At 38.0% G+C, this 22,729-nt stretch carries 23 protein-coding genes; 14 read left to right on the forward strand and 9 right to left on the reverse strand.

Annotated features, from left to right (window positions below; all coding sequences use genetic code 11):
* Positions 1–461: 461 nt before the first annotated feature.
* Together ACIQX2_RS15645 and ACIQX2_RS15650 are read right to left on the reverse strand one after the other, a co-directional pair.
* The gene (locus ACIQX2_RS15645; protein ID WP_402852396.1) at positions 462–872 is read right to left on the reverse strand and encodes a YugN family protein; all 411 of its coding nucleotides are present in this window, start codon (positions 870–872) and stop codon (positions 462–464) included.
* Between the two features lie 60 nt (positions 873–932).
* Positions 933–1,544, reverse strand: coding sequence for a GDSL-type esterase/lipase family protein (locus ACIQX2_RS15650; protein ID WP_402852399.1), 612 nt, complete (start codon positions 1,542–1,544; stop codon positions 933–935).
* Positions 1,545–1,654: 110 nt separating this feature from the next.
* Between ACIQX2_RS15650 and ACIQX2_RS15655 the strand changes: the two genes are divergently transcribed.
* Positions 1,655–2,701 carry an acyltransferase family protein gene (locus ACIQX2_RS15655; protein WP_402852402.1) on the forward strand — a complete coding sequence of 349 codons (1,047 nt, stop codon included), beginning with the start codon at positions 1,655–1,657 and terminating at the stop codon, positions 2,699–2,701.
* Positions 2,702–3,195: 494 nt separating this feature from the next.
* Here the strand turns inward: ACIQX2_RS15655 and purU are convergent, their stop codons facing one another.
* From purU to ACIQX2_RS15670, 3 genes are all read right to left on the reverse strand, one after another.
* Entirely contained in the window at positions 3,196–4,101 is a 906-nt protein-coding gene (gene purU, locus ACIQX2_RS15660) for a formyltetrahydrofolate deformylase (protein ID WP_402852761.1), read from the reverse strand.
* A gap of 146 nt (positions 4,102–4,247) precedes the next feature.
* Positions 4,248–4,979, reverse strand: coding sequence for a 3D domain-containing protein (locus ACIQX2_RS15665; protein WP_402852405.1), 732 nt, complete (start codon positions 4,977–4,979; stop codon positions 4,248–4,250).
* A gap of 171 nt (positions 4,980–5,150) precedes the next feature.
* Positions 5,151–5,786 (reverse strand): 3D domain-containing protein, encoded by a 636-nt coding sequence (locus ACIQX2_RS15670; RefSeq protein WP_402852408.1) that lies wholly within the window; start codon positions 5,784–5,786, stop codon positions 5,151–5,153.
* Between the two features lie 459 nt (positions 5,787–6,245).
* On the opposite strand from ACIQX2_RS15670, the gene ACIQX2_RS15675 reads away from it, so the two are divergent.
* The 3 genes from ACIQX2_RS15675 to ACIQX2_RS15685 are packed head-to-tail and all read left to right on the forward strand — an operon-like array spanning position 6,246 to position 8,737.
* Positions 6,246–6,998, forward strand: coding sequence for an IclR family transcriptional regulator (locus tag ACIQX2_RS15675; protein ID WP_402852410.1), 753 nt, complete (start codon positions 6,246–6,248; stop codon positions 6,996–6,998).
* Positions 6,999–7,018: 20 nt separating this feature from the next.
* Positions 7,019–7,561, forward strand: a complete 543-nt coding sequence (locus tag ACIQX2_RS15680) for an NADPH-dependent FMN reductase (protein WP_402852412.1) — start codon at positions 7,019–7,021, stop codon at positions 7,559–7,561.
* 54 nt (positions 7,562–7,615) lie between these two features.
* Positions 7,616–8,737: an NADH-dependent flavin oxidoreductase gene (locus ACIQX2_RS15685; RefSeq protein WP_402852415.1), complete on the forward strand. Its 1,122-nt coding sequence runs from the start codon at positions 7,616–7,618 to the stop codon at positions 8,735–8,737.
* Positions 8,738–9,043: 306 nt separating this feature from the next.
* On the opposite strand, the gene ACIQX2_RS15690 is transcribed toward ACIQX2_RS15685, so the two are convergent.
* From ACIQX2_RS15690 to ACIQX2_RS15700, 3 genes are all read right to left on the reverse strand, one after another.
* Entirely contained in the window at positions 9,044–10,156 is a 1,113-nt protein-coding gene (locus ACIQX2_RS15690) for a muconate cycloisomerase family protein (protein ID WP_402852417.1), read from the reverse strand.
* A 71-nt stretch (positions 10,157–10,227) separates the two neighbouring features.
* Positions 10,228–11,886: an SLC13 family permease gene (locus ACIQX2_RS15695; RefSeq protein WP_402852420.1), complete on the reverse strand. Its 1,659-nt coding sequence runs from the start codon at positions 11,884–11,886 to the stop codon at positions 10,228–10,230.
* A 188-nt stretch (positions 11,887–12,074) separates the two neighbouring features.
* Complete coding sequence (locus tag ACIQX2_RS15700) at positions 12,075–12,845, reverse strand: dioxygenase family protein (RefSeq protein WP_402852421.1); 771 nt, start codon at positions 12,843–12,845, stop codon at positions 12,075–12,077.
* A 195-nt stretch (positions 12,846–13,040) separates the two neighbouring features.
* Between ACIQX2_RS15700 and ACIQX2_RS15705 the strand changes: the two genes are divergently transcribed.
* The 6 genes from ACIQX2_RS15705 to ACIQX2_RS15730 all read left to right on the forward strand — a co-directional run bounded on the left by ACIQX2_RS15705 (position 13,041) and on the right by ACIQX2_RS15730 (position 18,243).
* Positions 13,041–13,844 carry an IclR family transcriptional regulator gene (locus ACIQX2_RS15705; RefSeq protein ID WP_402852424.1) on the forward strand — a complete coding sequence of 268 codons (804 nt, stop codon included), beginning with the start codon at positions 13,041–13,043 and terminating at the stop codon, positions 13,842–13,844.
* A 121-nt stretch (positions 13,845–13,965) separates the two neighbouring features.
* The gene (locus ACIQX2_RS15710; RefSeq protein ID WP_402852427.1) at positions 13,966–14,799 is read left to right on the forward strand and encodes an alpha/beta fold hydrolase; all 834 of its coding nucleotides are present in this window, start codon (positions 13,966–13,968) and stop codon (positions 14,797–14,799) included.
* 192 nt (positions 14,800–14,991) lie between these two features.
* Entirely contained in the window at positions 14,992–15,708 is a 717-nt protein-coding gene (locus ACIQX2_RS15715; RefSeq protein WP_402852430.1) for a carboxymuconolactone decarboxylase family protein, read from the forward strand.
* A gap of 14 nt (positions 15,709–15,722) precedes the next feature.
* Positions 15,723–16,409 (forward strand): CoA transferase subunit A, encoded by a 687-nt coding sequence (locus ACIQX2_RS15720; RefSeq protein ID WP_402852433.1) that lies wholly within the window; start codon positions 15,723–15,725, stop codon positions 16,407–16,409.
* Complete coding sequence (locus ACIQX2_RS15725; RefSeq protein ID WP_402852436.1) at positions 16,402–17,037, forward strand: 3-oxoacid CoA-transferase subunit B; 636 nt, start codon at positions 16,402–16,404, stop codon at positions 17,035–17,037. The genes ACIQX2_RS15720 and ACIQX2_RS15725 overlap by 8 nt, the downstream gene beginning before the upstream one ends.
* Positions 17,038–17,049: 12 nt before the next feature.
* Positions 17,050–18,243 carry a thiolase family protein gene (locus tag ACIQX2_RS15730; RefSeq protein WP_402852439.1) on the forward strand — a complete coding sequence of 398 codons (1,194 nt, stop codon included), beginning with the start codon at positions 17,050–17,052 and terminating at the stop codon, positions 18,241–18,243.
* A gap of 64 nt (positions 18,244–18,307) precedes the next feature.
* Here ACIQX2_RS15730 and ACIQX2_RS15735 read toward each other — a convergent pair whose 3' ends face one another.
* Positions 18,308–18,628 carry a DUF3870 domain-containing protein gene (locus ACIQX2_RS15735; protein WP_402852441.1) on the reverse strand — a complete coding sequence of 107 codons (321 nt, stop codon included), beginning with the start codon at positions 18,626–18,628 and terminating at the stop codon, positions 18,308–18,310.
* 153 nt (positions 18,629–18,781) lie between these two features.
* Between ACIQX2_RS15735 and ACIQX2_RS15740 the strand changes: the two genes are divergently transcribed.
* The 4 genes from ACIQX2_RS15740 to ACIQX2_RS15755 all read left to right on the forward strand — a co-directional run bounded on the left by ACIQX2_RS15740 (position 18,782) and on the right by ACIQX2_RS15755 (position 22,725).
* Entirely contained in the window at positions 18,782–20,116 is a 1,335-nt protein-coding gene (locus ACIQX2_RS15740) for a short-chain fatty acid transporter (RefSeq protein ID WP_402852444.1), read from the forward strand.
* Positions 20,117–20,177: 61 nt separating this feature from the next.
* Entirely contained in the window at positions 20,178–20,780 is a 603-nt protein-coding gene (locus ACIQX2_RS15745) for a carboxymuconolactone decarboxylase family protein (RefSeq protein WP_402852447.1), read from the forward strand.
* Between the two features lie 13 nt (positions 20,781–20,793).
* Positions 20,794–21,681, forward strand: a complete 888-nt coding sequence (locus ACIQX2_RS15750) for a 3-hydroxyacyl-CoA dehydrogenase NAD-binding domain-containing protein (RefSeq protein WP_402852450.1) — start codon at positions 20,794–20,796, stop codon at positions 21,679–21,681.
* Positions 21,682–22,725 carry a zinc-dependent alcohol dehydrogenase gene (locus ACIQX2_RS15755; RefSeq protein WP_402852453.1) on the forward strand — a complete coding sequence of 348 codons (1,044 nt, stop codon included), beginning with the start codon at positions 21,682–21,684 and terminating at the stop codon, positions 22,723–22,725.
* The last annotated feature ends 4 nt before the right edge of the window (positions 22,726–22,729 follow it).

Here is a 22,729-nt window from a genome sequence, read left to right on the forward strand (position 1 = left end):
TTTCCAGTTACATCTCTAATGCTTCTATTATAATGAAATACTGCAAATATTGTAAGTGTGGGGTCTTTAGAGAGCTTATCGCACTAAGAAAAACTAGGCATACAGATGAAAGGCCCTTTAAGTTCAAGACCTGTTTCTATCGTTTTCAAAAGGCTTTGGACAGACATTTTGCTATATTATTACCGAGTGAATTTTTAAGGATGCTGGATGGTTGTGCTCTATCTAATAGTTGAGTACTACTCACTTAATTAATTGATTGAAGTGAAAGGTGGCGACTCTGCAGGAACGTAGTCACGAAGAGATTGAAGCCTGCTCGCGGAAAGCACCCGCCTGAAACGGAAATCAGTAGTTTCATTGTATAGATCTTCCAATTGGAAACTGGAAAATTTGAGTTCGGAGTACAAGAATTAATTCACTCATTAAAAAAACCATTTCGCAGTTTGTGCAAAATGGTCTTTCATTTATTGGACTAATCGTACGATTTTCTCAACAGCTTTCTCTCCAGCCGCAGTCCATTTATTTTGGTTTGCAATATGACCATCCTTATCAACTGGATCTTGGAATTGATTGAAGCCTGTGGATGTGAGAAGCGAATGCTCATCATCGTCTAAGCCAATATTCACAACATGCTTGATGACATAGGGCGTTTGAAACTTAATTTGCGCATCATAATTATCTAGCTCCCCCTGCACTACTTCGAATGGAAGTCGCAAGTAGATTGTTTCACCTTCATTTCGCCATAATACATTATCAAAACTGCCTTTATGGTAATCCCAATTTCCACCTATTGTATAGCCAAGGCTATCAATTCGACTTCTTAAATCTCCAAAACCGATTTCCTTTCCTTCCAGTTCCGTTTGCAGCTGTAGCAAATGAATTCACTCCTTGTTCGTATCTTCCTTCTATCTTTTCCAAGAATCGTTTGAAAAATACTAGCCTCTCATCAATCGGTCCACTAGTTTTTTGAAGAACCCATCCTCAATTTCCATTTCCTCTACTTTTTGCACGATTAAATCCGAAAGCATTTCATAAGCAGGCTCACCAAAATGCAACCCATCATTCTTCTCACCGACCAAAAGCTCCTTATAGTTTGGTAGTGAATATAACATATGAAAGAAATCGATAAAATGACTCCCAGTTTCTTTCGCAACCTCTTGAACAGCGAGTGCATATTGCTCCATACGTTCATTCGTTCTATTCGGTTGAAGAGCCTCATCTACAGGTGCAGGACTGATTAATATCGTTTTTTCTGGACCGATTTGCTTTGCAAATAATGAAATATTACGCTTAAACGTTTCTAAATCTACAAATTTATGGGTTGCCGAATCATTTGCGCCAAATAATACAGTCACCGCATCGGGGCGCTTCGATAATACGTCTCTATTAAAACGGAACATCGCCTGCTCCGTAGTGTTACCAGAGACTCCTGCATTGATAAATTTATAATTAGGCATTTTTGAACCTAATTTATGCGTTAAAATTGGTGTCGAGTAGCCTTCTTTTCTAGCGGTGATACTATCCCCGAAACAAATTACTTCCAACATTTAACAAAACTCCTTTTAATAATATGTAATATAATTGAAACACACTATAAGTTTATATTTACCCAAAAACGGATAAACAAACATAGATATTATGTTTTGGAGGAAGTTTTATGGCTAACAAACGATTAACATGGGTTGACGTGACAAAAGGATTCTTAATGATTTTAGTAGTAATCGGACATTATCCAGGTGAATTGAATTTCCCTTTCATCACTTATATATACTGGTTTCATATGCCAGCTTTTTTCTTATTAAGCGGACTATTTTTCAAAGAATTAAAAGAAGAGCAAGACACAAAGGCCTCTATTAAAAAAAGGTTCTTACAGCTAATGGTACCGTACTTGTTTTTCCTAATAGCTATAACAACTGTTCGTTATGGAATGGAGCTTGCGGGAGGAAACTTGGACTTATCCTGGTACTTACAGGATTTATGGAAATTAGTGATTGCAGGTCGTTTCGCACGTGGTGCGTATGGAGTTTTCTGGTTCGTTACGACATTATTCTTTACATATTTATTATTCATGATGATGACAAAATATTTAAGTAGAATAAAGCAAATCGGATTGCTTATCGTCTTCTATATAGTTGCTCATTTAGAAAGTATTTTCGCTATGCAATATATTAGCGGTGCTCCAGACGAAGCGTCTCAAACAATTCCTATGCTCTGGAATCTTGATGTCGTTCTAATGGCAATCGTCTATTTCGCTCTTGGCTATTATGCTAAATCAGTTTGGATGAACATAACGAGTCCATGGCTGATAGGAGCTCTTATCGTTGCAGTTACTGCAATAATAACAGATAAACTTGGATTTATTGATTATCATCTAAGTATGAAGTTTCTGCGATACGATCATTTACTGCTCGACTTAGTCATTCCGATTGCATTTATAATCGTTATTCTTGGTCTGTTCCAAAGAATTACTGCTATTCTATCGCTAGACTGGTTGGCAAAAATTGAAAAACACTCGATCGCCATCATGTATTTGCATATTTTCACCGATATTATCCTAAACGATTATTTCCAATACGGCATTATTGGCTTTACGACTCTTGGGTTAATTTTACCAATTATAGCATCTATCGCCATTCAAAAGATGATACCATATGGAAAATTCTTTTTAGGAGATATACGTGCGAAGAAACCGATTCAAATCTAATAAAAGCCCTAACCGAGAAACGATTGTGCTCGGCTAGGGCTTTTCCTATTCAAAAAATTTGCAGTCATGAAATCTTATATTAGCTATTTTAGCTATCTTGAATCACAATAACAAATAAAATAGAACATTAGTTCTTATTATGTTATAATAAATTGGCAATTACATAGCAGGGTGGGCGGTTGGTCACTTTTCCTTAAGGAGGTGTTGCCATGACAACATACCAGATGATGAGTTTGTTGATCCAGCTTAGCGCTGTAATGATAGCCACCTTTTCCATAGTAGTGACCATTATCATTTTCTTTGTAAAAAAGAAATAACCGTCCCCTGAGCTAAAGGTTTGACGGTTATTCTGACCTTGGACCAACCGCTCTTTCTGCGGTCTGTAATTGCTGACTGGATATTCGCGTATCCAGTCTTTATAGTCTATGTTTCTATGTTCATTATATACAGATTGACTAGCGCATTCAACCAATATGAGCATTCCAACTTTTGACTTAGTGAAACACAATCGTCTTGTTCCCTTCAACGATAATACGATTTTCTAAATGCCACTTCACTGCCTTTGCTAATACTCGACGCTCAATGGTGCGACCAATTTTCTTTAACTCCCCAACGTTATCTCGATGGTCCACCCGCTCCACATCTTGTTCGATAATAGGACCTTCATCTAAATTATTCGTTACATAATGGGAAGTAGCCCCAATTAGCTTTACTCCTCGCTCGTATGCGCGCTCGTATGGACCGGCTCCGATGAACGCTGGTAGGAATGAATGGTGGATATTGATAATGCGATTTTCAAAATGGTCCACAAACTCGGATGTTAGTATTTGCATGTAGCGAGCAAGAATTAGTAAATCTACATTGTATTCCTCCATTAGCCGAATTTGTTCAGCTTCCACTTGTTTCCGAATATCTTTGTTTGTTGGGATAAAATAATATGGAATACCTAATGCTTCAACAAATGGTCGCGCGTATTCATGATTACTGATGACTACGACAATATCAGTATCCAAATCCCCATTTTGCCACTCCCATAAAAGCTCCATTAAGCAGTGAGGTTCCTTTGAAACAAATATGGCTGAACGTGTACTCTCCTTCGGATAATGAAAGCTAAATTCCATATTATGTACTGCAGCAATTTGTTCAAAATCCTTTTCCATTTGAATAGCTTTTTCATTTAATCCCTCACAGTGATAAGCAATTCGGATAAAAAATGTTCCATTCTCTGGATTACTAGAATATTGGCTAGACTCAATAATATTGGAATGATGTGTATGCAAAAAGGTTGATAGTATAGAAACAATTCCTGGTTTATCAGGACATTTTACTAGAAGACGACCGCGGTTTTCTAAATAAGCATCTTGCTGTTGATTACCTTTTAATTGCGCATTTATAGACATATAAACAGCTCCCACAATATAAATATTAATTTCCTTATTATGCAACATTCGCCACCTCTTCTCAACCCTTTAGTAAATTAAATGAGTAAAGGGTTAAAATACAAAAAAAATCCAGATCAACATATATGCTGATCTGGATTTTTTGTTTAGTTAATCACTCGAATTTTGACTTCTTTGACTCCCCAAGCAATTGCATTGTCATAGGAAGGCATAAAAACATCAATCTTATTTCCTTTAATAGCCCCTCCTGTGTCACCAGCTATCGCTTCACCATAGCCTTCTACCCACACTTTTGTGCCTAATGGAATCACTCGTGGATCTACAGCAATTACTTTTTGATTGGGGTTGGCTCGCAAGTCAATTCCGTATGCGGTCGTTCCCGAGCACCCCGTACAATAAGCTGTATATGCCGTAGCGGTAACAATCATTTCTTTGCCGTAGCTTGTCGGCTCTTTAATAGATGACGATACGGTTATTTTGGGTGCTTCAGATGCTTCCGTAGGTGGAGAGCTTCTAGCTACAGTAGATGCAGCTGCTACCTTATTAACAGTTTCAGGGATTCCCTCCCCACTAACATTAAGTACATCACCTGGGAAGATTAGTTCCCCATGAATATTATTCCACTTCATCAGCGATTCCAATGAAATATTATGCTCTAAAGCAATACGAAAGAGATTATCACCTTTTTCTACAGTGTATGTCGTTGGCTCCTCTAAAAAATCATAAGCTACTTCTAAATCTAAAGCATCATCAAAAAGAATAGAATCTGTCTCGCTGTTTGACTCACTCGTGGCGACTAAAAAAGCGTCTGCTGCATACGTTACCGAACTCATGGAAAGAGTTACGATTAATGTTAATAACAATGTTTTTGCTTTCAATACTAAATCCTCCTTACAAGCAATCTTTCAATCACTTTTAAATTTGACTCAGTATTGCCCAAAAACTTTCAAAACCAAACATTCGAATAAAATAAAAAGAAACCATCCTCCCAAACAAGTAATATCTGTTTGGAAAAATGGTGTTCATATCACATTATTTACCACTGAAAATTACTCTAAAATTTTCAGTGTTATCTCTTGTCTGCCCCATTCAATAGCCCCGTCATAAGTTGGGATGAATACATCAATTCGATTTCCTTTTATAGCACCACCTGTGTCTCCAGCAACGGCTTCACCATAGCCTTCTACCCATACTTTCGTACCGAGAGGAATAACTGCTGGATCCACTGCAATCACTTTTTCTTCGGGATTAGATCTCAAGTCGATTCCATAAGCTGTTATTCCAATACAGCCATAACAATAAGCAGTATAGGCAGTTGCTTCGACGATCATTTCTTTACCTGGTCCCTCCGGAGGTATAGAATCTGGATGCTTAACTAACTCTGTTTCACTATTCAATACTAATCGGTCTTTTGGATAGATTACGTGATCGGTCAATCCATTCCACTCCATGAGCAAATCAACTGAAATATTATTAGCAGCCGCAATGTCGTGTAAGTTGTCCCCTTCTTTAACCGTATGTATAGTTTGTTCAGGAAGAATTGGTGAATCTTCCTTTCCGACAAGCATATCTTTTAGATTTTCATCCGGTAAACTCAATGGATCCACTAACGGTTCCTCTGCACTTGCTGCAGAAAAAGTCATACTTAAAAGTAATAATGTTAATATCGTCATTTTAATTTTCAATGTTCTACCTCCAAAATACATTTTCCATAACCCCTTTTATGTAATGCCCTAAAAATGAATAATACAAACCTTTTTGTATTTAACGTGAGTATGTGCACTGTTTTAAAGTGCTTCTAAACCCATTTTTTATACGAGTATTTATATGGAAAGTATTTGTATCATTTTCATAGGAGTAGAAAAAGGATGTTTTTTCAGAAGAACGTTGAAGTAGAATATTCATGAGAACGACTTATAATTTTTTAGGTGATGATGTGGATTAGAATACTATTTTATTGTTAAGGTATTGTTAATTTCATATATGGTGATAATTAACTAAGTGACGACACCATTATAGTCCTAGTTAGAAGAACTCTCATCCCATTTCATTCTTAACATAAGTTTCAAATAGTGAAACGCAAAGCAAATATTTTGAATTACTTTTAGTAACCTTCTATACTAACTAGGGACCGAGGTGAAGACATGACACAATATGAAGTATCGACATTGAAAAAAGGATTACTCGTTTTGGAACTTGTAAAGAAGAGTCAGGGTATTACACTGAAGAAAATTACAGATGAACTCTCTCTTAATAAATCAACTGCCTTTCGTTTACTCGCAACATTAGAGGAAATGGGCTATATTTATAAATTGCAAAATCAGTTTTATATTAATCATAAAATGTTTTGTGAAAGCTTTGAGCGGCGTTCTACAATGGACTGGACCTCTTTGCAAAGCATTCATCAAATTGCAAAACAGTTACAAATGAGTACCTATGTGGGAAAAATGGATGGAACTGATCTTGTCATGGCTCAAGTGCTGCATGAACCATTTTTAGAATCTGCGGATGAAGAGATTGGCAACCGCTCCAAATTACATCAATCTGCTTTAGGTAAAGTGATTTTAGCAAATTTACAAGAAGAAGAATTAGAGTCGTTACTTGAAAAATTGTCCCTTGAACGTGTAACTAAAAACACATTTGAGGATTCACAGCTGTTTCGATATCATTTAAAAGCTATCCGAGAGGATGGATATGCATTTGATGATGAAGAACGTATTGTTGGTGTTCGCTGCATTGCACTACCTGTTTTTCGAGACGGGAAAGTCATTGCTGCTTTAGCAATAGCTGCACCTGCTGCTCAAGTTACTCGCAACAATACGAAGCGTATCGTGTCATCGTTAACAACCGGCAGTCACACACTTACAATGGAAATTGGAAAAAATTCCATTAAATAAACATTTGGAGGAATCACATCATGAAAGTAGTAGCAATAGTAGGAAGTATCCGTAAAGAATCATACAATTTACAATTAGCAAAACACGTACAAGCACGTTATGCGGACAAGTTTGAACTAGAAATTTTAGACTTAGCACCACTTCCGATGTATAACCAAGATATCGAATTAGATGCACCACAGGAAGTATTAGACTTCAAAGCAAAAGTGAAAGCAGCAGACGCTGTTCTTTGGGTAACACCAGAATATAATTCTACAATCTCAGGTGTATTAGGAAACGCTATTGACTGGATGAGTCGCGTAGACAAAGTCATGAACGGAAAACCTTCTATGATTATGGGAGCTTCTATGGGGGCTTTAGGTACTGCAAAAGCACAAATGCACTTACGAGATATTTTATTTGCTAGTGGTTTAAATTCACCATTATTGCCAATGAATGAAGTATACGTTGGGTCAGCGCATACAAAATTCAATGGTAACGGCGAAATGACAGATCAAGGAACAATTGAATTTTTAGATACAGTAATTGCTAACTTCCAAGAGTGGATGAAAAATTACCTATAATACATGCAAAACGCCTCTTCCTTGTCGAAGAGGTTTTTTTAAAAGGAGATAACTATGAAGAATAGTCTGTTTAAGGAATTTACATTTAATAGTGGAGTAACAGTACGAAATCGAATTATGATGGCACCAATGACAACCTTCTCGTCTGATTCACGGGATTACGTATCTGAAGAAGAATATGCTTATTATAAAGAACGTTCATATGGTGTAGGCGCGATTATTACGGCTTGCACGTATGTGACGAAGAATGGAAAAGGCTTCGAAGGTCAAATGGGCATCGATCATGATGATACAATCCCTGGACTAACAAAGCTAGCGGATACTATCCATGCCGGTGGAGCTAAAGGAATCGTACAGTTATATCACGGTGGCCGTTTAGCTGTTCCACATTTAATCCCTAATGGTGAAACAGTTAGCGCAAGCAATATAGCACCACTAGAGGACAGAGGTTTTTATAGTATCCAACAATCTCCTCGCGAGCTTACATTTGAAGAAGTAGAAGCAATCATTCAAGACTTTGGCGAAGCAACACGCCGCGCAATAGTAGCCGGTTTTGACGGAATAGAATTACACGGTGCAAGTGGCTATTTAATTCAACAATTTGTGTCCCCTCACTCCAATCATCGTTCGGATAAATGGGTAGCTCCTCTAGCATTCCCATTAGCGATAATTACAGAAGTGAAAAAAGTCATCGCTGCACATGCAACAAAGCCATTTTTAATCGGCTACCGTTTCTCACCAGAAGATCCTGAGACCCCAGGAATCACTATGAAGGAAACATTCGATTTGCTAGGAGCATTAATAGAAGCGGATATTGATTATGTACATATCGCTACTACAGATGCTTGGGCAAAACCACGTCGTGGAATGGTCAGTAATAAATCACGCACAGAAGAAATTGCTGCTTTCATTAATGGACGTGTACCTCTTATTGGTGTGGGGTCTATTCACACTGCAGAGGATGCAGCCCTTGTCCTTAAAAAAGGGCAAACAGATTTTGTCGCAATCGGCCGTGCACTAGTCGTAGATCCCCACTGGGTTGAAAAAGTGCAAAATGGTCAGGAAGAACAAATTGTACATCAGCTGCAATTAGACCAGCAGAAACAAGCAGTAATTCCAACACCACTATGGAAATTGATAGTAGAAATAGAAGGTTGGTTTAACGTAGCTCGTTGATTGACTCTATGTGAAGCAAATAAGGAATGGAACACTAATATTAAATACGAGGGTTTCTATACGCTAAATAGGCTGGATAGAAGTTTAAATTTATATGCTTGTAGCGGTCTTCACATACAGATTTGGATGCTTTTTAAATTGATTTTCGTAACAGGGCGACGCCTGAGACTACAGGCTCAGGCCGTGCCCCCGGAAAGCGTCCCTGGAACGGAAATCAATTTTACCGAAAACACCCTTTTTCTTATTGAGAAAAAGGGTGTTTTCGGGGTATATATAAATAAGCGAATATATTTATAATATCTCCCCTTATTTTCTTGCGTAATGCTTCACCTTTTCACGATCTATTTCCATACCAAAACCATGTCCTGTGGGAATTACTACTTCAAAATTTTCATACTTCATTTCATTTACCGTAATATCATCCTTGAACAACAATGGACCGAAAATCTCTGTGCCAAATTTCATCTCCGGAATAGTTGCATATAGCTGTGCACAAATGGCTGTTCCTAAACTAGATTCGATCATCGTACCACCATACAAACCTAATCCTGCAGCTTCTGCAATGCCCGCTACTTTCTTCGTTTGCGTTAATCCACCTGCTTTACATGGCTTTAATGCAATACAATTTCCTGCGCGGTGCTTCGCAATTTGAAAAACATCCTGAACACTATTTGCTGCTTCATCTGCCATAATTGGCACTTTGAACCTACTAGTTAGTCTAGACATTCCTTCGTAATTCCAAGTAGGTAGTGGCTGTTCAACCATCGACACGCCACCATCCTCGAGCGCGGCGATACAATAGTTAGCCGTATCCTCGTCCCAAGCCTGGTTAACATCTACAGTAATTCGTGCTTGGTCACCAACCGCAGCTTTAATCTTCCGAACATGCTCCACATTTTTAAATGGATCGCCCTTCCCTATTTTCAATTTGAAAATATTATGGCGCTTTTGCTTCAAAAAATCCTGTGCTTCTTCAATATCTGTCTCTGTTTTCCCACTTGCGAGCGTCCAAGCAATTGGCAAGGAAGTATGGATTTGTCCGCCAAATAATTCGAATGCTGGAACCCCTTTACTTCTTGCAGCCAAATCGATAATTGCTGCTTCTACTACCGTTTTAGCAAAATTATTCCCTCGAACTAGCTTCGATACTTCATACATAATTCGGTCGAAGTGAACTGGATCCTTCCCTATGATTAAAGGTGTAATATATGTATCAATATTCGCTTTAATCGCTTCGGGTGTCGATTCCCCATAAGAGGCCCCACCAATCGTCGCTACCTCTGACCAACCTTCTCGTCCCTCTTCATCTGTCACACAGCCAACGACAACGGATTGTGAAACAATTGTATGCATTGCCAATTGGTGAGGACGAATTGTCGGTAAATCTAAAATATACACATCAAATGAACGTATTTTCATGTTCAACACTCCTTATTATCTCAATAAAATTAGCTTCTTTTTCACACAAACTTCCTAAATTAAGTTACAAATTATTTTAACGCATCTGGATATTCGAATTGGTTGATGCCAAATACTAACGGAAGTACGAAATACACGAACAACACAATTAAAGCAAAAGCTAGAACTGTAAGTCCTGTGCCTTTTCGCAGCATATCCATCATTGTAATTTTACCAGTAGCAAAAATTATCGCATTTGACGGTGTACCGATAGGCAGCATGAATGCAAATCCAGCACCCATCGCTACTGCAGTCATCAGTGGTAAAGGATGCACGTCAACTGCCAAAGCTAATGCAGCTGTTATTGGAAGAAGAATAGTCACAGTTGCTGTATTAGGTGTCATTTGGGTCATTCCAATACCTAATAACGTTGTAACAGCAAGTATTAGGATATACGAAGTCCCTTCAAGCAATAGCAATTGGCTACCAATCCAACTCGCAAGGTCTGTCCCATTAAAGCCTGCAGCAAGCGCAAGTCCACCACCTACCAAAAGTAGAACGCCCCAAGGCATATTTTTTAGCGATTCACCTCCGAGAAGACGTTCACCCGGTTTATTTGGGGATGGGATAAGATGCAGTAGAACTGTAGCTACCATTGCAATCATCGTGTCACTTAATCCCGGAATGATATCGCTCCAAAGGAATGTTCTCGTCATCCACATAAAGGCTGTAACACAAAAAATCGCTAGTACCACTTTTTCTTCATAAGACCATTTACCTAGTTCTTTTTGTCGGTCAAACACAAACTGACGACCATTTTTTATTTTTTTTACCTTCATCGGATAAGCAATTTTAGTAATATAAAAAATCGAGAACAGCATTAACAATGTTATTAAAGGGAATGCAAATATAAAGAATTGTGCAAAGGAAATTTCTATACCTAATAGTTCTCCTGCAAGGCCCGCTAATACAAGGTTCGTCGGAGTTCCAATTAAGGTCGCACTTCCTCCAATTGTTCCACCAAAACCGATTGCAAAGATAATTGATTTTGTAAATTTTGTTTCTTCATCTATTGAATGCACATTATCTTCTTTCATCAGTGTTACAACTTTAGCAATAATGGCTGTACCAATTGGAAGCATTAGCATAACTGTCGCCATGTTTGATACCCACATCGAAATGAAACCCGTTGCTAGCATAAATCCGAGCACTAGTCCTGATGTACTTGTTCCCACTAAGCTAAGAACAGAAATAGCAATACGCTCATGGAGATTCCAACGTTCCAGTGCCAAGGCAAGCGCAAACCCTCCAATGAATAAGAAAATGAGAGAATTTCCATAACTAGACGCTGCCACACTTTCTGGAAGTGCCCCCATCACTGGTAGTAAAACAAGCGGCATTAGCGATGTAATTCCTAGTGGGATTGACTCTAAGATCCACCATACTGCCATCCATACTGTTATCGCTAGCACAGCTCGCCCTTCTTCACTTAACCCCGGTAGAGGCAATAGATAAAACGTTAATAGAAATAGGAGAGGTCCTAAAAGGAGTCCTACTAACTGTGTTGTACTATAAGAATTCTTTCGTTTATTTTTTACTTGAGTATTAGTTGTCGTTTTTTCAACTGGCATATCACCAACTGCCACCCCAGCATTGCTGTGATTTCGTAGACTAGCCATTGTCACCAAATCTTTTGTTTGTTTATGTGAATTCCACATACTCTGATTTAATTTCTTAAATACCTGTTTCATATTTTCCTCCCAATCCTATGTAACTTTTTAATCTCATTTTTTTATGAAAACTTCATGGATTTTCTTGAATATCCTTACGCTCGCTCTACCAAAAACATTATGTAGCGACTTTTACAAGTCCCCTACAATTTGAGATTCTATAAATATAAAAGCCGTCAAGATAACTCGACAGCTATTAAATGCACGAATTATTTAGTTCGCATGATGAAGTTTAACGTTGCTTCTTTATGGTCACCTTTGTCAATTAATTTTGTTGTAAGTGATGAGCGAACCCCACTTGCAACATCTGTTTCTAACCATTTATCGCCTTCAAAGAAAACTTGCGTGATTAATGTTTCGTGACCCTCGTGCTCAAACTTAATATGAATATGTGCAGGACGGTACGCATGGTAACCCGCTGCAAATGTAAATTCTCCAGTTGGACCATTCGTTGGAATTTGGTATGGAATCGGAACAATTGACTCTACTTCGAAATCTCCATTTTCATCTGTGTAAAATTGACCACGTAGATTGAAGTCAGGTGCAGTAGAATCATAGTTTGAGTACAGTCCATCTGCATCATCTTGCCACCACTCTACTTTTGTCTTTCCAATTGAACCATTAACAGAGCTTACATTACCGAAGAATTTCAGTTTGTCTCCTGGTTCATTTTCACGTTGTGGAATAACAACTTTAGATCCCTCTAGTAAAGGGGAATTCTCTTCATAGTAAGGTCCTAATAACGATGGTTCTGTACCTGGAGAGTTTTTATATTTTGCCTCTAAAACATAGCTTTCTACGAATACATCTAGGAACAAAGGAATTTCTCCGCTTCTGCCTAAGCGATCAGCCCAATGAACAAAATTCGTATACTCTTCATGATTGAATTGTTGCTCATCCAAGAAAGCTTTCATATGTTTCACAAAACCTTCGTACGCTTCTAATACACGTTTGTTCACTACTTTTGTTTCTACTGTCATTTTCATGTCCCCCTCAAATTTAGTAAATAATAACTCCATAACCCAATTTGTAAACGCATACATTTCATACTAAAAAAATATAAACCTATCAAACTTCATGAAAATAATACTTGCTAAAAGAAATTATTTTATGTACGATATACGTACATAAATCCTTTATTCGTACAAATTCATCTTAACAAGGGGGTAATATTTTTGTCAACAGAAAAATTAGACAATTTCAAAGAGTCAGGTGACTATATTCAATCATTAGATCGAGGACTCCAGGTAATTCAAGCCTTCTCCCAAAATAACAAAACTTTAACGATTAGCGATGTTTCTAAAATAACAGGTCTTAGTAGGCCAACTGCTCGCAGAATTTTACTGACACTAGAACATCTTGGCTTTGCGGAAGCAAATAATGGGCTATTCTCCCTTACCGCTCGCACACTTTCACTTGGCTATGCGTATTTATCATCTAATAACAAATGGAGTATCGCACACCCGTTCATGCGAGATTTTGTCCACAAAACTGGAGAATCCTGCTCCATTTCGATATTAGATGGCACTGACATTATTTACGTCGCACGTGTATCCACAAAGCGAATTATGTCCATCAACCTAGATGTTGGATCTAGATTACCAGCGTATGCAACATCGATGGGACATGTATTACTCGCTAATTTATCGAAAGACGAGCTAGAGAAATACCTAAACAATTTAAATCTCGAAAAATTTACAGATAATACGATTCTCGATAAAGACCAATTACGCACGATATTAGAAGACGTTCGCACAAACAACTGGGGTGGTGTAGACCAACAGTTTGAAGAGGGTCTCCGTTCTATCGCAGCTCCAATTCGAGATGCAAATGGTAAAGTAATTGCAGCCATCAACTGCTCGACCCATGCAGGCAGAATTTCAAAAGAAGTACTTATAAAAGAATTTCTCCCTATACTACAAGAAAACGCTACGAGGATTAGCGAAGCAATGAATATTGTTAATAGCTCTAACAACTAAAAAATAGTAACCTGCTAATTTGAAATAAGAAATTTGTTTCCCTTTAGGAAATAATTATTTTGACATTTTTAGAAAGAACGTGTACAACTTACTCTATACTTTGTACAAAAGGAGGATACATATGGAATATCGTTCAATTGAAGTTAATGATGGTACGATGGCTTATGCAGACTATGAAGGAACACAGGGTGTAATCATAGGTATTCATGGCTTAACAGGAAATAGTAAACAATTACATTACTACGCTGAATTACTGAAGGGTGAGTACCGATTTATATCTGTTGATTTAAGAGGTCGCGGAAATAGCTCGGAGGCACCAGAAAATACAGGAATCGAACAGCATACACAGGATATTATCCAATTAATCGATGCACTAAATATACAAAATCCGATATTAATGGGTTACTCTATGGGTGGATTCATCATGGCAAATGTTGCGAATAAACGTGACGATGTGAAAGGTGTCATTTTACTGGATGGTGCTGCAACATGCACGGATCATCAACGACAAATTGTTGAGCCTTCTCTTGGTCGTATTAGTAAACATTATGAAACAGCAGAAGCATACTTGGAAGAAATTAAGAGAATCTATAGCAATCTTGGTGTAGTTTGGGATGAGCACATGGAAAGCGTTGGTCGCTATGAAATCGCTGAAGTAGATGGTCATTGGGAAAACAAGTCGGATGAAACAAAAATCCGTCAAGACTTTCAAAGCTTCTATGATTACAAGCCAGCAGAAGTGTTTGCAAACGTCGAATGCCCCGTGCTACTCGTCCATTCAACTGGCGGAATCGGTACGATGCCAGCGTTATTTTTAGCTGAATCGTATATTGAAACACAGCAATACGCAAAAAATATTCATAAAATCACATCCGACAGCAATCACTACACACTTGTTTTCGAAGAACGTAGCGATGTAAACCCGATAATAAAGGATTTTGTAAAAAAATTATAAAAAAGGGTTGAAATTTGTCGAATTTTATGTGAATATTAATTTACCATAAAAGGAATGCCTATCAGGTGGCTACGGAGAAATAACCTTTCTTTGTTTTCCCCACCTGACTGTTGGCCACGCTACTCATCAAAGACACTGTTGTGTTTATGAGCTAGTGTGGCCTTTTTATTTTACAAAAAGGAGCGAAAAATTATGTCTACTGGATTAGATTACTTTAAGAAAGTTTACGATGTTGTACCAGGTTGGGTTCAAAAAATGCATGAATATAACCCTGCAATGCTAGATCATTACACTGCATTACGTGGAGCAGCAATGGCGGAAGGCGTACTTTCAGTTAAAGAAAAAGATATATTACTAGTTGGCATTAACTCTTCACGCCATTATGCACGAAGCATGGTTTATCATACAAAGGGTGCAATTGATGGTGGTGCTACGCTGGAAGAATTGGCTGAGTATTTACTTGTAGCTTATAACTACGGCGGAGAAAAAGCATTACAAATTGGTCTTCAATCGTTTGAATATGCGCTAGAGCTAACTGGCACAAAAGCGGAAAAAATTTCACACGATGCAAAAGCAGTAGATATTGTACGTTATTATGCACAATTTGCTTCCACAGACGCTAGCAAAAACTACTACGAACAGCTTATTTCTCTTTTTGTGGATGATAATGAAAACGCTTTATCAGAAAAATTATTAGAAACAAACGTAGTCGACGAACAAATGAAATACATTTTAATGACCGGTATTTACACTACTGTGTTAAAAAATGAAGAAACAGATTACTGGGCAAAAAAAGCACGTGGAAAAGGCGTTGATGAGCCTCGCTTAGCTGAACTTGGATACATTTGTCTTTTAACAGCAGGGATCCCCTCTTGGTTTGAAATTAGTGACGCACTTATTGAAAAATAACGGAGTGAAAAAATATGAAAATTTATAATTCAGCGGAAGAAGCACTAGAATGTGTCCAATCCGGTCAAACAATAATGGTTGGCGGATTTGGTCTCGTAGGCGGTCCACTGACATTAATTGATACGTTAGTAGAACTTGAAGTGAAAGACTTAACAATTATTAGTAATAACCTAGGTGAGCAAGGAAAAGGCTTAGGAAAATTATTAGAACAAAAGAAAGTAAAAAAAGCGATAGGCTCTTATTTTACTGGAAATCGAGATGTAGGCGATGCATTCCAGCGTGGCGAGATTGAGATTGAGTTATTGCCTCAAGGTACATTAGCAGAATCTATTCGAGCTGGTGGCGCTGGGATTGCTGGGTATTATACGAAAACTTCTTTTGGCACTAATTTGGCTAAAGGTAAAGAAACCAAAATGTTTAAAGGCGAAGAATATGTTCTTGAGGAAGCATTACAAGCAGACGTAGCCATTATTCGTGCCTATAAAGCAGATACATTAGGCAATCTTGTGTATTACAAAACAGCACGTAACTTCAACCCTCTTATGGCAACAGCTGCTAAAACAGTTATTGTCGAAGTGGAAGAAATAGTGGAAGCGGGCGAACTGAAAAGTGATGAAATCGCTACACCCCACCTGTTCGTTGATCGCGTTATCCTTGCGAAAAAGATTTTGACAAAGGAAGGTGTCATCGAACATGGCTAATCCAATTCAAGAAGCTATTGCTAAACGTGCTGCTCAGGAATTAGAGCAAGGACAAATTGTTAACCTAGGCATTGGAATCCCAACACTTGTGGCAAACTACGTGGAACATAACCATGTTTACTTACACACCGAAAATGGAATGCTTGGTGTCGAGGATGTTACGGAGGAGGATATTGATCCAAATATCGTCAATGCAGGAAAATTTGCAGTTGGCGAAGCTATTGGTGCCTCTTACTTTGATAGCGCCGCATCATTTGCAATGATTCGTGGTGGTCACGTCGACGTTGCAATCCTAGGAGTTCTTCAAGTGGATGAACAGGCACGTATTGCCAACTGGGCTGTACCAGGAAAAAACATTATCGGTGTAGGTGGCGCGATGGATTTACTAGTTGGTGCTCGCAAGGTCATTGTCACGACGACTCATACATCTAAAGATGGAAAAAGTAAAATATTGAAGGAATGTAATTACCCTATTACTTCCACACGTAGTGTAGATACCATTATTACGGATTTAGCAGTTTTTAAATACATCGAAGGTCAATTACATTTAGTTGAATTAATGCCTGGGGTCGATTTAGAAACAGTAGAAGCTAATACAGAATCTACATTTATAAATAGCTTGAAATGAGGAGGAATCACCATGAAGGAAGTAGTAATTGTAGAAGGCGTTCGTACGGCAATTGGAAAGCTCGGCGGCTCTCTTATGACTCAGACTGCTGATTATTTAGGTGCTGCTGTTATAAAAGAACTACTCGCCCGCACACAAATTGACCCAAGTGAAGTGGATGAAGTTATTTTAGGTCAAGCAAAACAAAGTGCTGATCAGTCTAACGTTGCTCGCCTCGCTTCTTTACGTGCGGACATTCCAATTGAAGTGCCTGGTTATACGGTACATCGTCAATGTGGTTCTGGTCTACAATCTATTAATAATGCCGCACAACAGATTGCACTTGGCCTGAGTGATGTAATTATCGCAGGCGGGACAGAATCGATGAGTACAGCACCTTACTATATTCGAAATGCCAGATACGGACTAAATGTAGGAAATAGCCAAATATTAGATCCGAATACGGAAAGCCAACCTGGCTCTCAACCAGAGTCATATGGTCTAAAAACAATGGGTGAAACAGCAGAAAACCTAGCGGAGAAATACTCCATTTCTCGTGAGGCTCAGGATGCATTTGCCTATCAAAGTCAATTACGCACGGAAAATGCTATTAAAAATGGCTACTTTGAAAAACAAATTGTACCTTATGAGATTAAAACACGCAAAACAACAGAAGTATTCAAGGTCGATGAACATCCACGTCTGACACCTGTAGAAAAGCTTGCTACGTTAAAGCCTGTTTTCCGCGAGGGCGGATCTGTAACTGCTGCTAACGCTAGTGGTCGTAATGACGGAGCTGCAGCCCTTTTAGTAATGTCAAAAGAAAAGGCAGAAGAGCTAGGGTTACAGCCAAAGGTTAAAATCATAGCGCAAGCTGCTGCTGGTGTTGACCCTTCTATTATGGGGATTGGACCTGTTCCAGCAACTAAAAAAGCATTAAAACAAGCAGGTCTTTCTATCGAAGACATCGATGTGATTGAACTAAACGAAGCCTTCGCTTCCCAATCACTAGCCGTTATCGAAGAACTAGGATTAGACCAAAGCAAAGTAAATCCTAACGGTGGAGCTATTGCAATGGGACATCCAATTGGGGCAACTGGTGCTATTTTAATGACAAAGCTTATCCATGAATTAGAGCGCACAGGCAAGCGTTATGGATTAGTTACGCTATGTATCGCCGGTGGACTTGGGATAACAACAATTGTTGAAAATTGCCAATCAAAATAAAAGAAAATTCTCCTAAGAGAATTTTCTTTTATTAACTGATAATGTAACCGCTTTTATATGAAGATTACTTTGCTATTTTTTCTAGATATCTTTTCTGCGCAGATTTTAAAGCCACTATAACTGCTCCACTTGAAGGTGCTAAATAATGCTCTTCAATACGTTCGATCAAAATATTAATATCGGCTGTAAAGTCAAAATCTATTAACATGCGCTTAAAGAAATTTTGTGCTAACTCTGTTATGAATGTAAATTCGGCATCAACTATTTTATGTGTTAGTTTATCGATTTCAAGCACAATACCTGCGTGCTTATAGGTTTCGTACATGGCTGTACCTTGTGGTGCTTTTGCATATGCAGTCACTAATAAGGTATTTAATTGTTGCATAAATAGAACCTCCGTTAATTTAAACTAGATACATTTTAGCATAGTTATTCTGAAAAATAGGCATTGTCATACAAATAAGATTTAATTTTTCAAATCACAAAAATATATATGGAAGTAATTGTTGCAAAGGTAACAATTCTAGAGGGGATTAATATGGAGAGATTAACTAATTTTTTCACATCTATTATGAGAAAGTATTTGCCAGATCCATTCGTATTTGCGATTGGATTAACCATTTTAACATTTATCTTAGCACTAATAATTGAGGATATTTCATTCCTCAATTTAACAACTTCTTGGGGTGATGGTTTTTGGAACCTTTTAGCCTTCACTACACAAATGGCTGTCATTTTAGCAATGGGTTATGTACTAGCAACAGCACCAATTACGGATCGCTTCTTGAATAAGATTGCGACTTATGTACATACACCTAAGGCAGCGATTATTGTTGCTACCTTGGTAGGTGGATTTGGTAGTTACTTGAACTGGGGATTCGGACTAGTTATCGGTGGAATAATCGCCAAAAAATTAGCATTAAAAGTTAAAGGTGTTCATTACCCTTTAATTATCGCAGCTGCTTATTCTGGTTTCACGTTTTATGGATTAGGTCTTTCTGCTTCTATTCCAATTTTAATCTCCACACCTGGACACTTTTTAGAGGAAAGTATGGGACTTATCGCTTTATCTGAAACTATTTTTAGTTTACCAATGATTCTAACAACTATTTTCTTATTCATCACATTACCGCTTTTCAATGCAATGCTTCATCCGAAAGACCCGAAAAATGTGAAAGAAATTGATCCTGCTTTACACTCAGATACGAAAAAATTAAAAATAAATGTGTTGGAAGAAGAAAATACACTCGCTAACAAACTAAATAATAGCCGTTTACTTTCTTATCTAATTGGTACTTTAGGTATTATTTACGTAGTAATACATTTTTCTAGTGGGAAGTCATTAGACTTAAATATTCTTAACTTTATGATCTTATTCCTAGGGATTATTTTACTTGGTACTCCTGCAAAATATACCGAGCATTTATCAGATGGTATTAAAACTGTCTCTGGGATTATTCTTCAATTCCCATTCTATGCTGGTATTATGGCAATCATGGCTGCATCGGGCTTAGTAGATACGATTTCAAAAGTATTTGTAGATATCTCTACTCAGCATTCATTACCGTTTTGGGGCTTGATTAGTTCTTTCTTCATTAACTTCTTTGCACCATCTGCAGGCGGTCACTGGGCAGTACAAGGTCCTTTCATGATTGAAGCAGCGAAAGAATTGGGAACTTCACTTGGAGAGACTTCGATGTCCGTTATGCTTGGGAATGCTTGGAATGATTTAGTACAACCATTCTGGATTTTACCAGCATTAGCACTATCTCGTTTAAAACTAAAAGACATCATGGGCTTCCTAGTAATGATTATGTTCTATGTAGGAATTATTTATATCGTTGCTACATTAGCTTGGGCTTACTTAGTATAAAAAATTCAAAGGGTCATTGTTTTCATAACAATGGCTCTTTCAATTAGATGGAGGTTTCATCATGCACACTTTGCTAAACGATTCTTATCTATCTAAAAAAGATAAGTCTTTGCTGTTAGTTGGTCTATTTGCTGCTCGTCGTGAGGAACAGGCAATGCTACACTTTACGGAAATGGCTGTTGAGGCAGGCAATACCGTCAATGAAATTGCGGAACTAATTTCTGCTGCCATTATTTCTCGTGGAATCCCAACTTGGTTATCCGGCATCGAGGCTATTACGAGGGCGATTGAACTAACAGGAAAAACGGAAACTACAAAAGAGCCACAAAATATATCTGCTTTTTTAACTCAAGAAGAGTGTGTAAGCTATTATCAATCAGAATTTGAACAGCTTCCAAAATGGATATCCTATTTAATCGATTTTGCACCAGATGCATTACTAAAGTATAGCAATTTACGCACTACTTCCCTGCGTGACGGAGCTGTTTCTCGTTTCTTAAAGGAATTACTTTTATACGCAATTAACATTTGCGATCATTATCCAAAAGGTATTGATATCCATAAAGCGAATGCGATTCAAATGGGCGCAACAGATGATGTACTACAAGATCTTAGAACTATATGTATTTATGCAGTAGGTGTTCAAGCTGTACTGAAATATTAAGGAGATGAATCATTTGCAGCATGTATGCATAATTGGTGGTGGTTTTATGGGGACTGCCCTAGCTAAGTATTTTTTGGACGCTCATATCAAAGTATCGCTATACGAAGGTTTTATAGCACGTCGTCAGGAATTAATGGCAGATGAAGCTTTTCAAAAAGTAATTTTTTTGGAATCTATTGAGGATTGTAAGGAAGTAGACTTTATAATCGAGGCAATCACGGAAAACTTACAAGTAAAGCAACAGCTATTCGAAAGCATAGAAGAGCACTTCCCTACTTCTACTACCTTTTGCACAAACACATCCAGTTATTTAATCAGTTCTATCGCGGAAAATGTAAAACAAAAGGAACGAGTGATTGGCACACATTTCTTTTCACCAGCACATATCACTCCTTTAGTAGAAGTTATTCCAAGTGCATTTACAGATGAGCATCATATTCAAAAAACGATGTCCTTTCTTCAATCTATAAATAAAAAGCCTGTACTGCTTAAAAAAGAAATTCAAGGATTTGTGGCAAATCGACTTCAAAGTGCGCTATCACGTGAAGCGATGTCTCTTGTTCAAAAGGGCATTGTCTCACCCGAAGAACTTGATTTCATAGCTAAATGGAGCCTAGGTATTCGACTAGCCAATACCGGCCCTCTTGAACAGCGAGATATTAACGGGATCGATACGCATATGGCTATTGTGAATTACGTTTATCCAACGCTTGAAAATGGCATCGAACCATTATCCATTCATGAACAACTTATAGAAAACAAACGATTTGGCATGAAGACAAATGAAGGTTTTTATGATTGGTCCACAATCGACAAAAAACAATACCTAGCCCAGAAAGATGATATCTTACTAAATGTTATAAAGGCTGTTTCAGCTAAGGATGAAGAGGTGGATAAATAAATGCATAACAAAGTACTTGTAAAAAATTCATCGGCTCAAAAGGATATTAAATTTGAGACTTTCGAAATACCTACATTAAAACCTCATCAAAGCTTATTGAAAGTAAATGCTGTGGGAATTTGTGGCAGTGATTTACATATGTATGATGGGCATGGAGGCTATGATTGGGTAACCTATCCCCTTGTGTTAGGGCATGAAGTAACTGGTAAAGTCGTTGCAGTGGCTGAAGGTGAAATCCCTTCACAGCGGATGGTCATTAACCCATATAAAAGCTGTGGCGTATGTGAATTCTGCCTTGCAGGTGATAGTAACCGCTGTGATTTCGATGATTATAAATATATAAAAACACCAACGGAAGCATTACGTTATGGCTTTCGCGAACCGGGTGGAATGGCAGAATACATGATTGTGGACAATAAAAACCTAATCCCAATCCAGGATGAAGTAACGGATGAGGTTGCTGCAATCTCAGAAGCTTTAGCAGTCAGTTATACTGCTATTGTAAAAGTAGAAAATTTTGCACAAAAATCAATTCTAGTAGTTGGTCCAGGACCGATTGGCTTAGGGGCAGCAGCTATCTTAGTCGGATTTGGTAATCCACAAGTGGTGATGTTAGGTACTACTGATGATAAAGATCGTCTTCAGCTTGCCAAAGATATAGGAGTTTCTGCAGTTTATGAAAATGTAGAGGATATTCCACATGAACAATTCAAAGGTTTTGATGCTATTATTGACTGTTCAGGACATCCGACTATTCCAAATACAGCACTTCGCCTTTTAAAACGAGGTGGAGAACTTATTTTAGTTGGTATTAATCCTGCTAATTTTTCTGTTCCAATGGATCAAATCGTTCGTGGTGAAATCAGTATTAAAGGTAGCTACGGTATTACCCAATCAAATTATGAAGCCGTTTTATCACTTGCAGCAGATGCTCGATTCCCTTTCCAAAAACTAATCGCACAAACAGTGCCATTCAATAATTGCCTGGAAGGATTTGAAAGTGCGTTAAACAAAGCCTCAGGGAAAGTCGTTATTAAAATGTAAGGAG

The organism is Psychrobacillus sp. NPDC096623 (genome assembly GCF_044762655.1).
In the GTDB taxonomy this organism is placed as follows: Bacteria; Bacillota; Bacilli; order Bacillales_A; family Planococcaceae; genus Psychrobacillus.

What these genes read in the sequence shown, in the direction of transcription:
- ACIQX2_RS15650 (WP_402852399.1), bottom strand. Translation starts at nt 1,544, where the DNA reads ATGTTGGAAGTAATTTGTTTCGGGGATAGTATCACCGCTAGAAAAGAA.
- ACIQX2_RS15655 (WP_402852402.1), top strand. Translation starts at nt 1,655, where the DNA reads ATGGCTAACAAACGATTAACATGGGTTGACGTGACAAAAGGATTCTTA.
- purU (WP_402852761.1), bottom strand. Translation starts at nt 4,101, where the DNA reads ATGTCTATAAATGCGCAATTAAAAGGTAATCAACAGCAAGATGCTTAT.
- ACIQX2_RS15675 (WP_402852410.1), top strand. Translation starts at nt 6,246, where the DNA reads ATGACACAATATGAAGTATCGACATTGAAAAAAGGATTACTCGTTTTG.
- ACIQX2_RS15680 (WP_402852412.1), top strand. Translation starts at nt 7,019, where the DNA reads ATGAAAGTAGTAGCAATAGTAGGAAGTATCCGTAAAGAATCATACAAT.
- ACIQX2_RS15685 (WP_402852415.1), top strand. Translation starts at nt 7,616, where the DNA reads ATGAAGAATAGTCTGTTTAAGGAATTTACATTTAATAGTGGAGTAACA.
- ACIQX2_RS15690 (WP_402852417.1), bottom strand. Translation starts at nt 10,156, where the DNA reads ATGAAAATACGTTCATTTGATGTGTATATTTTAGATTTACCGACAATT.
- ACIQX2_RS15695 (WP_402852420.1), bottom strand. Translation starts at nt 11,886, where the DNA reads ATGAAACAGGTATTTAAGAAATTAAATCAGAGTATGTGGAATTCACAT.
- ACIQX2_RS15700 (WP_402852421.1), bottom strand. Translation starts at nt 12,845, where the DNA reads ATGACAGTAGAAACAAAAGTAGTGAACAAACGTGTATTAGAAGCGTAC.
- ACIQX2_RS15710 (WP_402852427.1), top strand. Translation starts at nt 13,966, where the DNA reads ATGGAATATCGTTCAATTGAAGTTAATGATGGTACGATGGCTTATGCA.
- ACIQX2_RS15715 (WP_402852430.1), top strand. Translation starts at nt 14,992, where the DNA reads ATGTCTACTGGATTAGATTACTTTAAGAAAGTTTACGATGTTGTACCA.
- ACIQX2_RS15720 (WP_402852433.1), top strand. Translation starts at nt 15,723, where the DNA reads ATGAAAATTTATAATTCAGCGGAAGAAGCACTAGAATGTGTCCAATCC.
- ACIQX2_RS15725 (WP_402852436.1), top strand. Translation starts at nt 16,402, where the DNA reads ATGGCTAATCCAATTCAAGAAGCTATTGCTAAACGTGCTGCTCAGGAA.
- ACIQX2_RS15730 (WP_402852439.1), top strand. Translation starts at nt 17,050, where the DNA reads ATGAAGGAAGTAGTAATTGTAGAAGGCGTTCGTACGGCAATTGGAAAG.
- ACIQX2_RS15735 (WP_402852441.1), bottom strand. Translation starts at nt 18,628, where the DNA reads ATGCAACAATTAAATACCTTATTAGTGACTGCATATGCAAAAGCACCA.
- ACIQX2_RS15740 (WP_402852444.1), top strand. Translation starts at nt 18,782, where the DNA reads ATGGAGAGATTAACTAATTTTTTCACATCTATTATGAGAAAGTATTTG.
- ACIQX2_RS15745 (WP_402852447.1), top strand. Translation starts at nt 20,178, where the DNA reads ATGCACACTTTGCTAAACGATTCTTATCTATCTAAAAAAGATAAGTCT.
- ACIQX2_RS15755 (WP_402852453.1), top strand. Translation starts at nt 21,682, where the DNA reads ATGCATAACAAAGTACTTGTAAAAAATTCATCGGCTCAAAAGGATATT.